The organism is Streptomyces sp. NBC_01190, from assembly GCF_045039895.1.
Lineage (GTDB): Bacteria > Actinomycetota > Actinomycetes > Streptomycetales > Streptomycetaceae > Actinacidiphila.
Map to the genome: position 1 here is coordinate 147251 of NZ_CP108580.1, position 16906 is coordinate 164156.

14 protein-coding genes are annotated in these 16906 nt (G+C 73.5%); 5 read left to right on the plus strand and 9 right to left on the minus strand.

The window, feature by feature from the left end:
* Positions 1-232 precede the first annotated feature (232 nt).
* Positions 233-1336 (plus strand): nitric oxide synthase oxygenase, encoded by a 1104-nt coding sequence (locus tag OG519_RS00670; RefSeq protein WP_405592372.1) that lies wholly within the window; start codon positions 233-235, stop codon positions 1334-1336.
* A gap of 122 nt (positions 1337-1458) precedes the next feature.
* Here OG519_RS00670 and OG519_RS00675 read toward each other — a convergent pair whose 3' ends face one another.
* The 3 genes from OG519_RS00675 to OG519_RS00685 all read right to left on the minus strand — a co-directional run bounded on the left by OG519_RS00675 (position 1459) and on the right by OG519_RS00685 (position 4835).
* The gene (locus OG519_RS00675) at positions 1459-1758 is read right to left on the minus strand and encodes a hypothetical protein (RefSeq protein ID WP_405577340.1); all 300 of its coding nucleotides are present in this window, start codon (positions 1756-1758) and stop codon (positions 1459-1461) included.
* Between the two features lie 114 nt (positions 1759-1872).
* The gene (locus tag OG519_RS00680) at positions 1873-3312 is read right to left on the minus strand and encodes a serine hydrolase (protein WP_405577342.1); all 1440 of its coding nucleotides are present in this window, start codon (positions 3310-3312) and stop codon (positions 1873-1875) included.
* Positions 3309-4835, minus strand: coding sequence for a metallophosphoesterase family protein (locus OG519_RS00685; protein ID WP_405577344.1), 1527 nt, complete (start codon positions 4833-4835; stop codon positions 3309-3311). Before OG519_RS00685 ends, OG519_RS00680 begins: the two co-directional genes overlap by 4 nt.
* 269 nt (positions 4836-5104) lie before the next feature.
* Here OG519_RS00685 and OG519_RS00690 point away from each other — a divergent pair, with 269 nt between their 5' ends.
* Positions 5105-5932, plus strand: a complete 828-nt coding sequence (locus OG519_RS00690; protein WP_405577346.1) for an EI24 domain-containing protein — start codon at positions 5105-5107, stop codon at positions 5930-5932.
* A gap of 106 nt (positions 5933-6038) precedes the next feature.
* Here OG519_RS00690 and OG519_RS00695 read toward each other — a convergent pair whose 3' ends face one another.
* The 3 genes from OG519_RS00695 to OG519_RS00705 form a co-directional block, all read right to left on the minus strand.
* On the minus strand, positions 6039-6368 hold the full coding sequence (locus OG519_RS00695; protein WP_405577348.1) for a DUF3040 domain-containing protein: 330 nt from the start codon (positions 6366-6368) through the stop codon (positions 6039-6041).
* A 150-nt stretch (positions 6369-6518) separates the two neighbouring features.
* Positions 6519-7361, minus strand: coding sequence for a VOC family protein (locus tag OG519_RS00700; protein WP_405577350.1), 843 nt, complete (start codon positions 7359-7361; stop codon positions 6519-6521).
* 331 nt (positions 7362-7692) lie between these two features.
* Positions 7693-8463: a beta-glucanase gene (locus tag OG519_RS00705; RefSeq protein ID WP_405577351.1), complete on the minus strand. Its 771-nt coding sequence runs from the start codon at positions 8461-8463 to the stop codon at positions 7693-7695.
* 538 nt (positions 8464-9001) lie between these two features.
* Between OG519_RS00705 and OG519_RS00710 the strand changes: the two genes are divergently transcribed.
* Together OG519_RS00710 and OG519_RS00715 are read left to right on the plus strand one after the other, a co-directional pair.
* Complete coding sequence (locus tag OG519_RS00710) at positions 9002-9301, plus strand: hypothetical protein (protein ID WP_405577353.1); 300 nt, start codon at positions 9002-9004, stop codon at positions 9299-9301.
* Positions 9302-9420: 119 nt separating this feature from the next.
* Entirely contained in the window at positions 9421-10485 is a 1065-nt protein-coding gene (locus OG519_RS00715) for an NAD(+)/NADH kinase (RefSeq protein ID WP_405577355.1), read from the plus strand.
* A 190-nt stretch (positions 10486-10675) separates the two neighbouring features.
* On the opposite strand, the gene OG519_RS00720 is transcribed toward OG519_RS00715, so the two are convergent.
* The 3 genes from OG519_RS00720 to OG519_RS00730 form a co-directional block, all read right to left on the minus strand.
* Positions 10676-11524: a hypothetical protein gene (locus tag OG519_RS00720; protein ID WP_405577357.1), complete on the minus strand. Its 849-nt coding sequence runs from the start codon at positions 11522-11524 to the stop codon at positions 10676-10678.
* Complete coding sequence (locus tag OG519_RS00725; protein ID WP_405577359.1) at positions 11524-12792, minus strand: VWA domain-containing protein; 1269 nt, start codon at positions 12790-12792, stop codon at positions 11524-11526. The genes OG519_RS00720 and OG519_RS00725 overlap by 1 nt, the downstream gene beginning before the upstream one ends.
* Positions 12793-13030: 238 nt before the next feature.
* Positions 13031-15775 (minus strand): TIM-barrel domain-containing protein, encoded by a 2745-nt coding sequence (locus OG519_RS00730; protein WP_405577361.1) that lies wholly within the window; start codon positions 15773-15775, stop codon positions 13031-13033.
* Positions 15776-16056: 281 nt separating this feature from the next.
* On the opposite strand from OG519_RS00730, the gene OG519_RS00735 reads away from it, so the two are divergent.
* Entirely contained in the window at positions 16057-16821 is a 765-nt protein-coding gene (locus OG519_RS00735; RefSeq protein ID WP_405577363.1) for a DUF4232 domain-containing protein, read from the plus strand.
* The last annotated feature ends 85 nt before the right edge of the window (positions 16822-16906 follow it).

Genomic DNA, 16906 nt, shown 5'->3' on the forward strand with positions numbered 1-16906 from the left:
GGTTGTGGTCGGCTCAGGTTAGGGAGGTGATCGGATCGGAGGGTCCGAGCGCCAGCTACGGACGGTTGCGGTCGCCGTCCCCCTGGCGCGGCCGCTTGGGGCAGTCTCTGCGTCGTCACAGCGCCGTCGAACCGGGGTACCTGTGCTACGCAGACTTCTCAGCAGACCGGAGAACGACCAGCCGGAGCACGATGAACCCCCGCCGGACCCATCGGCCGGGCAACGGGCGGAGGTGTGGCGCCAGGCGGAGGAGTTCCTCCGGCTCCACCACCGAGAGGAACCGGTGGCCGTCTCCCTGGACGCCAGGCTCGCCTCCGTGCGGGCGGAGCTCGCCGAGACCGGGACGTACCGGCACACGGCCGAGGAGCTGGAGTTCGGTGCCCGGGTGGCCTGGCGGAACAGCAACCGCTGCATAGGGCGACTGTACTGGCGGTCGCTACGGGTCCGTGATCTGCGGCATCTGACCGTGGCGGCGGGCACCACGGGCGGGGACGGCGCCGCCGCGATCGCCGAGGAGTGCGCCAACCACCTGCGGATCGCCACCAACGGCGGCCGGATCCGTCCGCTCATATCCGTCTTCGCGCCGGACGCGCCGGGGCGGCCGGGGCCGCGGATCCACAGCGAGCAGCTCATCCGCTATGCCGGGCACCGCACCGCGGAGGGGCGGATCATCGGCGATCCGCGCAACGCCGACCTCACCGATCTGGCGATCCGGCTCGGCTGGCGGGGCGCCGGACGGACTCCCTTCGACGTACTGCCGCTGATCATCGAGGGGGCCGACGGGGAGCCGCTGATGTTCCCGCTGCCGTCCGACTGCGTGCTGGAGGTGCCGATCGACCATCCGGAGCGGACGTGGCACGCCCAGTGGGGGCTTCGCTGGCACGCGGTACCCGCGGTCTCCGACATGTGCCTGGAGATCGGCGGCATCCGGTATCCGGCGGCCCCCTTCAACGGCTGGTACATGGGGACGGAGATCGGGGCCCGTGATCTGGCCGACGCCGGCCGCTACGACCTGCTGCCGAGGGTGGCGGCGAGCCTGGGCCTGGACACCGGCGCCGAGCGCTCGCTGTGGAAGGACCGGGCGCTGGTGGAGCTGAACCGGGCGGTCCTGTACTCCTTCGACCGGGCCGGGGTGACCATCACCGATCACCACGCCGAGTCGCGGCGCTTCCTCCAGCACCTGGCCAGGGAGGACCGCAAGGGCCGGGAGGTCGGCGCCGACTGGTCGTGGATCGTGCCGCCCATGTCGGGCTCGACGACCCCGGTGTTCCACCGCAGCTACGACACCACCGAGCGTTCGCCGGCGTTCGTCCGGCGGGGCGGGGCGCCCGCTTGACGTGCGGGCGGGGGACGCGGCGCGCCGAGCGCCACCGGGCGGCGCCGTGGTCCCCCGACCGCCCCGCGGTCCTCGCGTTTCGGTGCCGGTGGGCCTGCCTGCCCCCGCTCCCGCTGCTCGCCCTACGCGGCGCCGTCGGGGTGGCGCAGGGCGATCCGCAGCGTGGAGGACGGCTCACCGGTCTGGTAGGTCCACAGGGCGTCCGCCACCACGTAGTCGGGGCCTTCCCGCAGCCAGTCGGCGGCGGCCTGGAACACCGCCGCGGGCTCGTTTCCGGCGAGCGCCAGTACGCCGCCGTCCTCGACCGCGACCCACAGGTCGACATGGCTGTTCACAAAGGATCCGGCGCGGTTGCGGAGCTCGTCCGACAGGGTCGGGCTCTCGTCGGCGATGGTCATCGTGGTGCACCCCTCGTTCGTCATCCGACTGCTGTTTACGGCCTTCCCCTATCTCCTGCCACCACGCCGCCCGAACGCGGCAGACGCGCCGATGGCCGCTCCAGTACGCCACCGGCGAACACGTCGCGCACCGGCGCCCTACCGCCGCGGGGCCTGGTAGGAGCGCAGGGGTCCGCGGGGCATCGGGACGCAGGGCCAGTGCGCGGTGAAGGTACGGTCCGGTAGCGAGAAGGTGAGCAGCAGATGATGCGGGGTCTCCAGGAACCTCACGGAGGCGACGAGGGTGCCGGCGTCCGTCCAGCCGGCGCTGACCGCCGTTGGGACGGGCGACTCGGCGACCGTCCAGGCGTCGTCGCCGAACCGGAGGTCGAGCGTGCTGTCGCCTTCGGCGAGGGAGAGGGTCCAGCCGGACGCGTCGGCGGTGAGGGTGGCGCCGGTGAGGGTCCGCTGGTCCGCACAGCGGCCGCCCTCGGGGGTGAACGTGCTCCCCGACCAGGCGTCGCGGTCCACGGAGGTGTCCGGGACGGTCGCGAGCGGCGGGATCCGGAGCCCGGCGAGCCGCTCGCGCAGCGCGGGGTCCGCCTGCCGCACGTCGTGCAGCGGCTCGGGGCCGAAGGCGGGGAGCAGGTGCTCCCACATCAGATTGAGCAGATCCTGCATCAGTTCGGTCTGCGCGGTCGTCGCGATCACCGCGTCGTGGTCGGGCAGCACCACGCAGAACTGCCCGTACGCGCCGTCGCCCCGGTAGCCGTGGCGGGACATCCAGAACTGGAAGCCGTAGCCCTGCTCCCAGTCGGAGGCCGCGCTTTCCGGTGTGCCGGCGGAGTTCGCCACCTGGGAGCGTGTCGCCTCGGCCACCCATGAGGTGGGCAGGAGCTGCCGGCCCTGCCACCTGCCGCCCTGGAGGTAGAGCTGGCCGAGCCTGGCGATCGCGTCGGTGGTGGCGTGCAGTCCGCTGAACGCCAGGTCCCGGCCGGCCGGGCGCTGCGTCCAGGCCACCTCGCCGATGCCGAGCGGGTCGAGCAGCCGGGGCCTGAGGTACTCGGTGAGGGTCTTTCCGGTGACCCGCTGGATGATGGCGCCGAGGGAGTACGTCGCGGGCTGGTTGTACGCGAAGACCGTGCCGGGGGTGCGGTCGGGCGGCAGCAGCAGGAAACCGCGCACGATCTCCCGCGGGTCGAGGGCGACCGCTCTGACGTGGGTTTCGGCGAGGTGCCCGGTGGCCATCGAGGCGACGTGCCGGACCAGGATCGCCCGGCTGCCCGGATCGGTGATCTCGGCGTCGAACTCGGGAAAGTACGAGACGACCGGCGCGTCCAGGTCGAGCAGCCCGTCGGCGACGGCGAGACCCGCCGCGGTGGAGGTGAGGCTCTTGCCCAGGGAGTACAGGAGCTGCTTGCGGTCGGGGGTGTGGGGCGCCCACCACCCTTCGGCGATCAGCCGCCCGTGCCGCATGATCATCAGACTGTGCGGCTCGATGCCGGGCGCGGCCTCCAGGGCGTCGAGGAAGTCCTCGACGCCCCGCGCGTCGACCCCCTGGGCCGCGGGCGTGCCGGTGGGCAGCGGGCGCGTGGTCATCGGACGTTCCCGGCGGGCGCGGTGGGGTCCGTCGGGAGGGTGATGGTGAAGTCGTCCTCCACCGGCGGGTCGAGTTCCTGCTCCCGCATACCGGTGGCGGCGAAGCAGCGGATCCGCAGGGCGCCGGGGGACACGTCGAGACGGAGGAAGCTCTTGAAGAAGGGCGGCGAGAAGGTGGCGGAGCCCGGTGAGAGGACCTTGGTGTAGGTCTTGCGCACCGGCAGCCGCAGCCGGGCCTTGTGGTGCGGGGTGCGGGCGACGCCGAGCACGGTGGCGACGAAGCGGGTGCGCGGGGTGACCGGAGCGTCGGTGGGGCGTGTCGGGTCGATGCCGAGCCGGCGGCCGATGACCGCGGCGGCCTGTTCCGGGGTGAGTTCGAAGAACTTGCGCAGTTTGAGCCGGTGGCCGTACAGGCGGCTGTAGAAGGCCAGCGAGTCGCCGCGCATCGGGTAGCAGCGGAACTCGTCCTCGGTCACCCCGCCGACGGCGACCTTGGGGATGATGTGGGTGGCGTGCATGAAGGCTCCGCCGCCGCCCGTGACGACGTATTCGATCCGGCGGCCGTCGACGTCGACCGGGTAGTGCTGGTAGTTGTGGATGTCGCCGCCGATGGCGGCGACGAAGTTGTTGGCGGGGTCGCGGACGATGTCGTCCACGGTGCCGCCTCCCTCGATCGCGCAGGGGTGGTGCTCGCCGTCCACGTAGATCGGTGACCCGGTGATCAGGATCTTGGGCCGGGAGCCCTGGGCGACCCGGCGCAGCCACGCGCCCTGCCGCTGGTCGATGTCCCCGAGCAGACCGGTGTCGATGCCGATGATCCGCAGCGGGCCGGTGTCCAACGCCCAGTAGGGGCCCGGCTGTTCGGCCGCCTGCGCCGGGTCCGAGCGCATCAGGCGCGCCTGGTCGAGGGCCGCGTCGTCGGGCGTGTCCGGGCTCTTCCACAGCAGGGTGCGCCACCACGCGCGGGAAAGCGCCGTGGGCCGGGGTGACTTGGCGAGTTCCGGGGCCCGGCAGAAGACCCGCATGAAACCGGTGAGGCCGTCGTACCAGTCGTGGTTGCCCGGGACCGCGTAGATCGGCGCCTGGTAATCCCGGTAGGGGCGGAAGAACTTGAGCCCGTACTCGTTGGCGCTGCCCACCGGGTAGAGGACGTCGCTGGACAGCAGCGCGAACCTGGTCCCCTCGCCGGCCTTCAACAGGCCGGGCACGACGGCGTACTGCGGGTCGTCGCCCTCGCCGGTGTCCGCCATCAGCAGGAAGGAGTACGCCGCCGGGTCGTCCCGGCGGATCACCAGATCCGGATCGGCGCCGCGGTCCAACTGCGCCCGCACCCACCGCTGCCGGTCGGCTCCCGTGGGGTCGCCGAAGAGCGAGGCGAGCGGCCCGTTGCGGGCCTTCCACAGGGTCGACGGGTTGAGCCAGAAGACCCGGGGGACGTCAGCGGGCATCAGCTCCCGGTAGGCGCCGGGCTGTTGACCGCGCCATCCGGCGCCGGCCGCGGAATCGCGTGAGGAATCGGGCACCGGCCGACTGTAACAAGCGGGCGGGGACCGTACGCGACGGGCCGAGCGGCGCCCCCTCCCCCGTGCCCGGCGGAAAGCGGGCGCCGGCCACAGGGGGAGCGGACGCCTCACATCTCCAGGTCCGCCGGCCCGGCGGTGACGAGAAAGTTACGCACCGTCGCACCGGCTCAGCGGACTTCTGTCATTTTCCCGCGGTACATGCGTGTGGCTGGCCTGGGATGTGCGCCCGCCGCTGGGGAAAGGACGGCGGAAGGCTCTACGATCCGCCCATGCGTGATGTCAGCAGGGGTGTGCGGCTGTTGTTCGAAGGACAGCGCTGGGCGGTACGGCACGGAAAGGACTGGCGCTTCGGGATGGTCCCGGCGCTGATCAGCTTGGTCGGTTACGCCGCCGCGCTGCTCGCGCTGGCGCTGTGGGCCGATGACCTGGCGAGTTGGGCCACACCCTTCGCGGACCACTGGGCGACGCCCTGGGCCGGCCTCTTCCGGGGGCTGTTGACCGCGGTGCTGATCGGCGGCGGCCTGCTGCTGGCGCTGATCTCGTTCACCGCGGTCACGCTGCTGGTCGGCCAGCCCTTCTACGAGACCATCGCCGAGCGGGTGGACCGCGCGCACGGCGGCCCGCCGGAGGGTCCGCGGCGGCCGTTGTGGCGCGAGTTGTGGATCTCGGCGCGGGACAGCCTGCGGGTGCTGGTACGGGTCACGGCCTTCGGGGTGCTGCTGTTCGCCGCGGGTTTCGTGCCGGTGGCGGGGCAGACGGTGGTCCCGGTGATCGGCGCCTGCGTCTCGGGGTTCTTCCTCACCCTGGAGCTGGCCGGGGTGGCGCTCCAGCGCCGTGAGGTGCCGCTGCGCGAGCAACTGCGCCTGTTGCGCGGCCGGTTGGGCATGGTGCTCGGCTTCGGGGTGCCGTTGGCGCTGGCGTTCCTGGTACCGGTGGTGGCGGTGCCGCTGATGCCGGGGGCGGTGGCCGGCGCCACGCTGCTGGCCAGGGAGTTGCTCCCGGACCCGCCGGACGCGCCGGACCGGCCGGCCCCGCCCGCGGGCCCCAGGTCCGCGCCGTACCGCAAGCAGCGGCGGTCGGGCGACACGGTGGCGTGAGCGCGGGCCGCGCGACGGCAGGGCGCCGCGCGGACTCGTACCGGGCCAGGACGCGCTGTGGGCTCCCCCGGTCGACCGGGGGAGATCGCTACCGGTCTCTACCGGATCAGCGTCCCTGACCGCTTTCCGCGTCCGCGCGGGCCCGCGCCGGGCTGTTCCGCCGGCAGGCCGCCCTCGCCAGCGCCCAGACCGCGGTGAACGCCACCGTCGCCACCCGCCGCGTCCAGCGGCCGGAGCTGCGCAGAGCCGGCCCCATCAGCACGGCCGACAGCGCGGTCAACACCCGCGCGACCGGCCCGGGGCCGCGCCGGGGGCGGCTGACCGCACAGCCCCCGACGCGCATGCGCCGGTCGAGCTCGCGATCCTGCCGCCGCAGGTTCTTCTCCAACTCCAGCAGCGCGCAGACTTCCCGCGCCGACAGGCTGACATCGTCCACGTCGAGCACCCCACTTCCAGGACCCCGCCGCTCACCCGCCGGTCCGTGTCCATACCGTAACCCTGGCGCCGCCCGAATGCGATGCCTGGCGCGCGGTCAGGGAGCGCGGTTTGCCGGCCGGCGTCCGCCGGAACAGGCGCGCGGCGGGCCTCAGTCCTGGGTCACCACGGTGAACCGCCCGCCGTCGGGGTCGCGCAGTTCGGCGAAGGCGCCCACCTCGGTCGTACCGCGCTGAATCAGCGTGCCGCCGTGGGAGCGGGCCGCGGCGACGCAGCCGGTCACGTCGGGGACGGTGAACTGCACCTCCCAGTGCGGCCGCAGCCGCGGGTCGGGGGCGGCCTCCACCGCGCCGGAGTTGAGCCGGGCCACGATCTCGTCCCGGTAGCGCACCACGACCTGGTCGTTCTCGTACGACACCGAGCAGCCGCCCGGCTCGTCGCCGGCCCATCCCAGCACTCCGCCGTAGAAGATGGCCGCCTCGAAGGCGTCCCGGGTGCGCAGCCGCACCACCACGGGGCCCTGGGCGTGCCAGGTCTCCCAGCCGTCGGGGAGCCGGCCGTCCCAGACGCCGAAGACCGCGCCCTCGCGGTCCGCGGCCACCAGCGCGCGGCCGGAGGCGAAGGCGAGCGGTCCGAGGGCGACCGTGGCGCTGCGCTCCCTGATCCGGGCGGCGGCCTCGTCGGCCTGGGGTACGGCGAAGAACGGCGTCCAGACCACCGCGACCTGGAGGTCCGTGGCGACGGCGCCGATGCCGGCCACCGGCTTGCCGTCACTGAGCGCAACCGCGAAGTCGTCACCGAGTGTGGTGGAGCGGAACTGCCAGCCGAGCACGCTGCCGTAGAACTTCTCCGCGGACTCCAGGTCCCGTGCGGAGAGGCTGACCCAGCACGGGGCGCCCCGGCCGGCGTTCGCGGTCGCGGTCCGCGAGGCCCCCGGATGGGCGGCTTCGCCGCGGTCGGCCGCGGTGTCGGTCGCCGGTTGCTGGTCGGTCATCACAGTCGCCGTCTCGTCTCGGGATACCCGGCCGCGGGTCCCGGCGGGTGCGCTGCTCGCATGCCCGGGGCGGGCGCGGTCATGCGCGCGGAGCCGGGCGATTCCTGTCCCATCGCCGTGCGCGAGTGATCTGATACACCACGTTACCCGGTCATTCCGGGTCATGGACCGCCGCCGACCCGCGCCGGGCACGTCGTCAGCGACCGAACGGGCGGCCGAGGGACGCGGGAAGGGGCCGGGCAGCCCTGGCGGCGGGCCCGGAGCCGACGGCCGGACGGCTGCGCACAGTGACGCGGCGGCGCGGGGAATCGCCTGCGGGTCCGGCGACCGGTCACCCTCCGTCGGCGGGGTCCGCCGCCTGCCCGGCCTGCCCCTCCCGCCCTGCCTGCCCCGCCTGTCCGGCGGGCGCCGCGGCCCCGGGACGGCGGACGGTCAGCCCTGTGCACTGCCAGCTCAGCTCGTCCACCCCGCGCTCGGGCGGCAGATGCCCGTACGCGCCGGCCGAGACGCTGACGCAGACGATGAGCCAGGCGCGCCAGCGCGGGCCCACGCCCAGGTGATCGGCGAAGACCGGGACACCGTCGACCGACCATTCCACGTTGTCCTGGCCGAGGAGGACGCTCAGCAGGAAGGGCCGGCCGGGGGTGATCGCGTCGTGCGCGTAGTCCCCGGCGCCCCGGACGTGGTTGGTGAGCTCCAGCAGCCGCGGATTGGTGGGGTGGTACTCGAACAGGTCGACCTCGCCGTGTCCCGGCTGCGGCCGGCCGCCGGCGCCGTCACGCCCCCAGGTCCACAGCGCCGGCCAGACGCCGCGCGTCGCGTACACCAGGCAGGTCGCGCTCACCTGATCGCCAGGCAGCAGTTCGAAGCCGCCCGGGGCGTACTCGGTCGACACCAGGTCGGTGTTCCACAGCGCGGTCCCGGCGCGGCGGGCGTGGAAGACCCCGTCCGGGGTGGGAGCGAAGCGCGGCCCGATCTGGTCGAGCTTGTTGTCCCCCGGGTTGCGGCCGTTCCGCGGGTAGGCGGAGGTACGACCGGCCGCCCAGGCGGTACGGTCCGAGAAAGGCGCGTCGAAGACCACCGCTGACGGCAGGTCGCTCATATCAGTTCTCCCCGTCGATGCCCGGACTTAAGTGAACGACAGTCCGGACATCAGGGACAGAAGCGTACGGAAGCATAACAAGGGCGCGAATCTTCCGCCGCACGCCCTCGGGTGGCCGTCGGATCACCCCACGGCGTGGCGGGATGTACCGGTCCCGTCGGCCTCGCGCCCTCCTCGGCCTCGCCCCTCTCGCCTTGCTGACATCGGAAGCGGGGGCGGACGCGGGGCGCGATGTCGCCGATCGGGATGTCCACCTGGCGTAGTGCCCGTACGAGTCGCGCCGACTCCCCCGGGCGCGGGCGTCGTGGGGGCGACCGGCCACCGGACCGCCGACAGCCGCCGCGGCCCGGCGGTCCGGTGGCCGGTGACCTGGGCCGGCCGACCGATCGGCGGGAGATTCCCGGGGCCGACCGACCGCGGCGTGCCACCGTCGACGGCGAGGGGGCCAAGCTGCTGCCGGAGAATCGGGTGGGTTCGCGCGTGGGAGGGTAAACCGCCGCTAAGCGCAGTTCGTCCGCCTCGTCCATACGGAACCGCCATGCCGCACTTCTTGGTTATCGCCGTGTTGGTTCTCGCCGCCTGGACTCTGCTGTCCGTCCCGCTCGGTCTCCTCATCGGGCGCCGGCTCCGTCAGGTCAACTCCGCCCCGCTGCCCTCGGGTTGCGCTTACGACGGCGGCCGGGCCCCGCTTCCGCCGCCCGCCGCCGGACCCGGCGCGCCGGTCCCCGGCTGCACCGCCCGCCCCTGCCGCGCGGTGTGGTCGCCGGCCGGCCGGGTCCGCCCCTGCCGGCAGCCGCGGGGCGCCGGCGGAGGCAAGGGGCACGGCGTCAGCCTGTGACGCCGGGCCTTCGGCCGGACCCGCGGACCGCCGGACCGGCACGTCCACGGGCGCACCGGGCCGTACGCCGATAGCCTGCCGGGACACGCCACCGTCTCGGTTCCAGGGAGTTCGGAAACATGTCGATTCGTCGGTTGGGGCTCGTCGTCCACGAGGGACGTCCGGCGGCGGTGACCGGCGCCCGGACGGTACGCGACTGGTGCGGCCGGCACGATATCGGCTGTGTGGACATCGACGTCTGGGGCGACCACGAGAACCGCCGCAGCGGACGCGACGAGATGGCCGCCGCGGGCAGCCTCGACCTCATCGTCACGCTCGGCGGCGACGGCACCTTTCTGCGCGGCGCGCGGGTCGCGGCCAAGAAGGACATCCAGGTGCTCGGGGTGGACCTCGGCCGGGTCGGCTTCCTCACCGAGATCGCGGTGGACGACGTGGAGTTGGCGCTTGAGGCGGTGCTCGCCGGTGAGTCCGGGTGCGAGGAGCGGATGACGCTGACGATGCGGGCCTCGCGCATGCTGGAGATGCCGAGCGGGGTGGACGCCCTGCTGAGCTACGGGCGCGGCGCGGCCCTGCCGCCGCCCAAGGTCCGGCCGGAGACCGACGAGGGCGAGGGCTGGGGGGTGGCGCTCGACGTCACCGCGCTCAACGACATCGTGCTGGAGAAGCTGGCCAGGGACCGGCAGGTCGCCCTCGGCGTCTACATCGCGGGCCGGCTGCTCGCCTCCTACTCCGCCGACGGCGTGATCGTCGCCACCCCGACCGGCTCCACGGCGTACAGCTTCGCCGCGGGCGGTCCGGTGCTGTCGCCGCGGATGCGGGCGGTGGTCTTCACCCCGGTCGCCCCGCACATGACCTTCGACCGGACGGTGGTGGCCAGCGCCGACGAGCCGGTGGCGCTCCGGGTGCTCCCGCATTCCGGGCAGGCCGCCGTCAGTGTGGACGGGCAGCTCCGCGGTGTCCTCGACCCGGGTGACTGGATCGGGGTGTTCGCCGCGCCCCGGCCGCTGCGCCTGGTCCGGCTGAGCCAGCCCGACTTCTACGGCCGGCTGCGCCAGCGCATGCGGCTCACCGACGCCCCAGCGACGGCCACGGACGGCGTGGCGCCGCAGCTCTTCCGCCCGTCGGCCCCCCTCCCCGACGACTTGGCCCATCTGCACATCGCCGCTCCGCCGGAGGAGGGCTGACGGCGCGCCACGAGCGGCGGGCGCGGCGGGATCGCCCGGGCCGGCCGGCACCACCGTCCCGGCGCGCCACGGCGGAAGCTGATCCGGGAACGGCGAGGGCCCGCCCGACGTGTCGCGTCGGACGGGCCCGTGACCCGTGATCCGGGAGACCCACGAGGCGCGCCGGCCGGCCGGTCAGCCGGTCAGCCGGTCAGCCGCCGTAGGGTCCCGGCTCGTACGGCGGCCGTTCCTCGACCCGGTCGCGGTAGGGCGCGCGGAGCCGGACCGGACCGCGGGCCAGCCGGTGTGCCGCGAGGGCCACCAGGACGGCGAGCAGGCCGCCGCCCCCGGTCCACAGCCAGCGCGGTGACCACCAGGTGCCGGCCCAGCCGTCGGCGGGCCGGACGTCGGGCGCGTTGGCGGAGACCACGGGCGCGACCGAGCCGTCCACCGCCTGCCGGCCGGCCGTTCCGGACGAGGTGGCCTCCACCGCGGCCTTCACCGGCAGGCCCAGGTCGGTCTGCGGCAGGTCGAGCACGGTGAGCCGCACGTAGTACGCCCCGCGCAGCGGGTCGTTGGACCACGGCTCGGCCCAGGACCGCACCGTACGCAGGTTGCAGACCAGCTCGACCGTGGCGGCGTCGGCCGCCGCGGACCTGGTCTGCGCGCCGTACCGGCACGGCTGGCGGCGGCGCAGCCCGTCGTAGACGTCGAGCTGCCAGGTGGAGGCGCCGTGCCGGGCGGTGGCGGACGGGAAGGTCACCGTGGCGGAGACCTTGACGTGCTGCCCGCTGTCCGCGGGGAACACCCAGTACATGTAGTCGCCGATCGAGGCGTCGGCGGTGGCCTGGACGCCCTGCTGGACGACCGTGGCGGTGCGGAAGTTGGTCCCCGCGACCGTGGGCGGCGCGTCGTCGGGGGTGGCCGTGCCGGACGGGGTCGCCCCGTCGGTGGCGGAGTCCACGGGGCTCGGGGTGTCGGCCACCGCCGGGCCGGCCAGGACGGCCAGGGCCGTGCCGGCGAGCAGTGCGGCGGCGCTGAGGAGCTTGGCGGCACGCATCAGTCGGTCCTCCCGGTGTTGAGGCGCCAGCGCGCGATCCAGCCGGTCAGCAGACCGCCGACGGCGCCCGTGGCGGCGAGCAGGCCGAGCAGCCACCAGCCGCTGCCGAGACCGTAGAAGGCCACGTCGGAGGAGTCGTCGGGGCCGTGGGTGAAGTCGATGGACAGCTCGACGGGGAGCCCCGGGATGGTCTTGACGCCGGCCGGCGCCGAGAAGGAGTTGCCGACCTGGAGGCAGACGGTCTCCGGCGGGGTGCCGGTGTCGGCGCTCGGCTTCGGATAGCGGATGCCGGCCGACACCGCGTCGGTGCGTCCGGTGCCGCCCTCGTCGTCGCGGACGATCTCGCGGCCGTGCTGGGTGACGCCCCGCAGCAGTACGCCGTAGCCGGCGTTCACCGCGCGGTCGGCGAAGACGCTGACGGCGGCGCGCAGTTCCTGTCCCGGCTTGACCTCGACCTTGTACCAGCGGTTCTGCGAGAAGACCTCGCGGTCGGTGTAGATGCCTTCCTTCAGCAGCGGCGCCGTCGCGCAGGTCCCGGCGCCCTGGGTGGCCACCGGGGTGACGCCGGTGTCGGTGCTGCGGTCGACCAGTTGCCGCACCTTGGTGGTGAGCTGCTCGCGGTGCTGCACCGTGGTGTACGTACCACCGGTCGCCTCGGCGATGCAGCTCAGCTGGTTGCGGGTGTGGGAGTCGGGTATCAGCCCGAGGGTGTCGATGACCAGGTGGATGCCCTCGGCGGCGATGTCACGGGCGACATCGCAGGGGTTGATCGAGCAGGTGTCCTCTCCGTCGGTGATCAGGACGAGCCGGCGGGTGCCGTTGCCGCCCTTCAGATCGTTGGCGGCGGCCGTCAGGGCGGGTCCGATGGGGGTCCAGCCGGTGGGTGCCAGGGTGGCGACCGCGGCCTTGGCCTCGTCCCGGTTGAGCGGGCCGACGGGATAGAGCTGCCGGGTGTCCTTGCAGCCGGTCTTGACGTTGTTGCCCGGGTAGTTCGCGCCGAGGGTGCGGATCCCGAGCTGTACGTCGTCCGGCACCGAGTCCAGGACATCGTCGAACGCCTGCTTGGCGGCGGACATCCGCGACTCGCCGTCGATGTCGCGGGCGCGCATGGAGCCGCTGACATCGAGCACCAGCTCGACCTTGGGGGGCGGACCGGCGGGGGGTTGGTCGGCGTCGTCCGCGGACGCGCTGGCGGGCAGCAGACCGCAGGACAGCGCGGCGAACAGGCCGCTGACCAGTCCGGCGGCCAGTACCTTTCTGGTGATCATCACAGGATCGTATTGAAGGCTTGGCAATTCCCGAAGTCGGCTGGTCAGCGCGGTGAGTTGATCCAAGCGGCCGAGCGGGGCCGGGCCGGACCGAGCGGGACATCCCACCCGTCGTCAGGAATGATCCGGAATGAGCGCACCCCGCCGCGCTCGCCGCCCCGGCGGCGGATGCGGCCGGGGCGGCGGGGTGCTGCGGGATGCCGCGGGGTGCTGCGGGGCAGCAGGCGGCGACGTCCGGTCAGCCCGTGGCGCGGACGACCACGGTGTGCGCCGCGTTGGTGGGCAACGAGGCGGTGCGCAGGGTGAGTTGCCGGGTGGTCGCGTTGTAGCTCCAGTCGGTGCCGGCGGTCAGCACACGGCCGTCGACGGTGACGGAGGAAGGAGCCGCGGCCCGGTTCCGGAGCCGGACGGTCCAGCTCCGGGCCGTGACCTGACCGGAGTAGCTCCCCTGGGCCGCGGCGATGTGCACGGTGGCGGCCGCGTTGTCGTAGGTGATGGCGGTCCGCGCCGACTGTCCGGCGGCGAAGGCGTTGGTGTCGCCGGCGTCCTCGTAGAGCGAGAAGGCGCCGTCGGCGCCGGCCCCGATGTCGAGCGTCACCTGGTCGAGCGGCCGCTGGGCGGCGTTGTCGACCTGGTCGGTCCGGGTGGCGAGGATGCCGCCGGAGCGGATCAGCACCGGCATGGTGGACAGGTCGTTGGTGATCTGGACGGTCGCGGGGCCGGTGTAGGTGGTGTTGGTGAAGTAGTCGGTCCAACTGCCCGGCGGTATCCAGACGCCGCTGGTGGCCGAGGTGCCGGCGGTGGTCACCGGGCGGACCAGCACATCGTCGCCGTAGAGGTACTCGCCGGGGTTGGTGTAGGCCGCGTCCGACGCGGGATAGTCGAGGTAGAGCGGGCGGACGATGGGCACACCGGTGTCGTACGCCTGGCGGGCCAGCGCGTAGGTGTACGGGACGAGGGCCTCACGCAGGCGCAGGAAGGAGGCGGCCGAGGCGTTCGCCGCGGCGCCGTAGTTCCACGGCAGCCGGTCGCCGTGGTCGGAGTGCAGCCGGTCGACGGGCTGGAAGGTGCCGAGCTGGACCCATCGGGCGTACAGGTCGTCGGGCAGGTGGCCGCCGTGGAAGCTGCCGATGTCGTCGCTGACGTTGGACAGGCCGATGGCGGCCTCGTCGGCGGTGAACCGCGCCTCGTAGACGAGCATGTCCCAGCTGGCCGGGGTGTCACCGGTGAACTGGAGGGTGTTGCGGCGCTCGGCCCACGGTCCTGCCGGGTAGCTGCCGCCGTAGTTCTGGTACGAGGCGCCCATCCGGGAGAAGGCGAAGCCGCGCACCCCGCGGGCGTCGTCGTGCTGCTTGTAGAGCTGGTTGATCCAGGCGTCGGGTGTCATGTTGGGCGCGCTGACCTGGCTGGCGTCGCAGCACCAGTCGAGCCACCACTCGCGGACGCCCTGCTGCTCGAAGGAGCTGTGCAGGTCGAAATAGGCCTTCGCCTGCTGCGGGTTGCTCCAGTCGAAGACGTAGTTGCCGCCGGACTGGGCCAGGCCGCCCGCGGTGGCGTTGGCGGCGGCGAACTTGGGATCGTTGCCGCCGATCGAGGCGTGGATGTTGAGGGCGACCTGGAGCCCCTGGGTCCTGGTCCAGTTCATGAAGCCGGTCGGGTCGGGGAAGAGGCCGGTGTTCCAGTTCCAGCCGTCCCAGGTGCTCGGCGACTTGTAGTCGGTGTCGATGACGAGGGCGTCGAGCGGGACGTTGTCGCTGCGGAAGGCGGGCAGCAGGGTGTTGCGGTAATCCGCGTCGGTGTAGGCGTAGTAGCGCGAGTACCAGACGCCGTAGGCCCATCTCGGCAGCAGCGCGGTCGGTCCGGTGGCGGCGGCGAGGTCGGTGAGGGCCTGCTTGTAGTCGTGGCCGTAGCCGAAGAAGTAGCCGTCCTGGTACGGCAGTCCGCCATGGGCGGGCCGCTGGGCGATGGTGCCGTCGGTGTTCTGGATCGGGGTCTTGGTGTCGTCGAGCAGGTACCAGCCGTCGCGGCTGAGCACCCCGGGGTGCAGCGGTACGGGCAGCGCCGCGGGGTTGTCCAGACCGCGGTACCAGCCGCCGAGCTGGGCCGTGCCGCCCGGCGGGGTCGCCGAGCCGCCGGGGTAGGTCGCGCCGGGGTTGAGCAGCGCGAAACTGTCGATGTTGACCCGGCCGTTGTCGGTCGCCGCCCGGCCGATCTGCACGGTGTCGCTGCCCGCCGTCAGCGGCACGGCGAGGGTGGCGGTCTTCCAGGTGTCCCAACCGCCGGTGGGCGGCAGCGTGAAGGTGCCCGCGGCGGCGCCGTTGACGGTCGCGGTCAGCGTCCGGTTGGTGGTCTGGCCGTCGCTGCCGGCGGCGTTGGCGTAGCGGACGGTGAGGGAGTACGTGCCCGCGGCCGGCACCCCGCCGACGGTCGCGGTGACGCTCGCGCCGGTCTGCTCGAAGCCGGCCGCGAATCCGGTCCCGGTGAATCCGGTGTGGTCGGTGGCCACCGTCACCCCCGTGGTGAGCTGCGCCGCCTCCCCCTCGCACAGGGCCCCGAAGGAGCAGCCACCGGCCGAGGCGCCGCCGTAGGGGTGGACCGTGACGCTCTGTCCCGCCACCGACAGTTGGGCGGTGGTGTTGTCCGCGGTGAAGGGGCCGGAGCCGCGCCGGTAGCGCAGCACGACGTCGGCGGTGCGGATCTCCCGGTAGCCGTCGGCGGTGACGGTCGTGGTGTACGCCACCTGGGGGTGCGCGCGGTTGACGGCGTTGAAGGTCGGGCGGTCCTCGAAGTGGCCGTCGCCCGCGTACTCCAGCCGGATCAGGGTGGGGCTGATCACCTCGAACCGCGCCGAGCCGTCCACGACCGCGTTGGTGCCGTCGTCGGCGGCGGCCGGTGCGGCGGGCAGCAGGGGCGAGAGGCAGGCGGACAGCAGGACGGCGGCGAGGGCCGCGCGCCACCAAGGACGCGATCTGGACGAGGACATGACATACCTCTGGATGCTCGGGGGTGCCGTGGCGGTGCGTCAGCCAATGAGTGTGACGCAAGCGACTGCTGATGTCCCCACGTCGGCGCCACAACTTTTCCGGCCCGTCCATGGCGGTGGCGCCGGCCCGGCCCCGCCGGGCGACGACGGCGGCCCGGATCTTTTTGACATCTCTTTACAACCGGACTCGGCGCCGTGTCGTCTCTGTTCGCGATTCCCGGCCCGGCCCGCCCGGGCTCGTACCGAGTCCGGTGGCCGCGGGAGAGACGAGGGAGCAGGACATGCGCAAGCGTTCAGTCGCCGTGGCGGCCGCGGCCGTCGCCGCCGCCGCTTACACCGCCGTCCCCGCGACGGCCTCGACCCCGGTCCTCGCCGGATCGGCCACCCCGATGTGCGCGACCTCGCAGTTGTCCGTCGCCCAGCGCGGCGGCGACGCGGGCGCCGGCAACCTCTACTTCTATCTGGTCTTCACCAACCACAGCGGTACGGCCTGCCACCTGACCGGCTACCCGGGCGTGTCCCTGCTGGACGCCGGCGGCCAGCCGATCGGGCAGCCCGCGACGCGCGAACACCCCGGCTACAGCCCGGTGGTGCTCAAGGCCGGCGCCTCCGCGAGCGACACCATCCACACCGTCAACCACCAGGGAACGTGCCTGCCCACCTCCACCAGCCTGCGCGTCTACCCGCCGGGGAACAAGGCCTCCGTCGTCGTGCCGGCCAAGATCACCGAGTGCTTCGACACCTTCGCGGTCACCCCGCTGGCCGCGGGCAGCACCGGCAACCCCGGCAACGGCGGTTCGGGCGACGGCGCCACCTCGGCTCCGGCCACCCCGTCGCCCACCGCCAGCAGCGCCGGGGCCGCGACGACCGGCGGGCAGCAGGTCACCGCCGTCCCCAAGGGCGCTCCGGACACCGGCCTGGCCGCGCACACCGCCGGCGGCGGTGACAGCACCGACGTGGCGGTGGCCGCCGGGGCCGGCGCGCTGGCCGTCGGCGCCCTCGGCGCGGCCGCGGTGCGCCGCCGCAGGTCCGGCACCCGGGGCTGAGCGTTGAGCCGCTCCCGTTTCACAGCCGCCGCGGGCGGACGGGCCACCGTCCGCCCGCGCCGCCGCGCCCGGGCGTTCCTCGCGC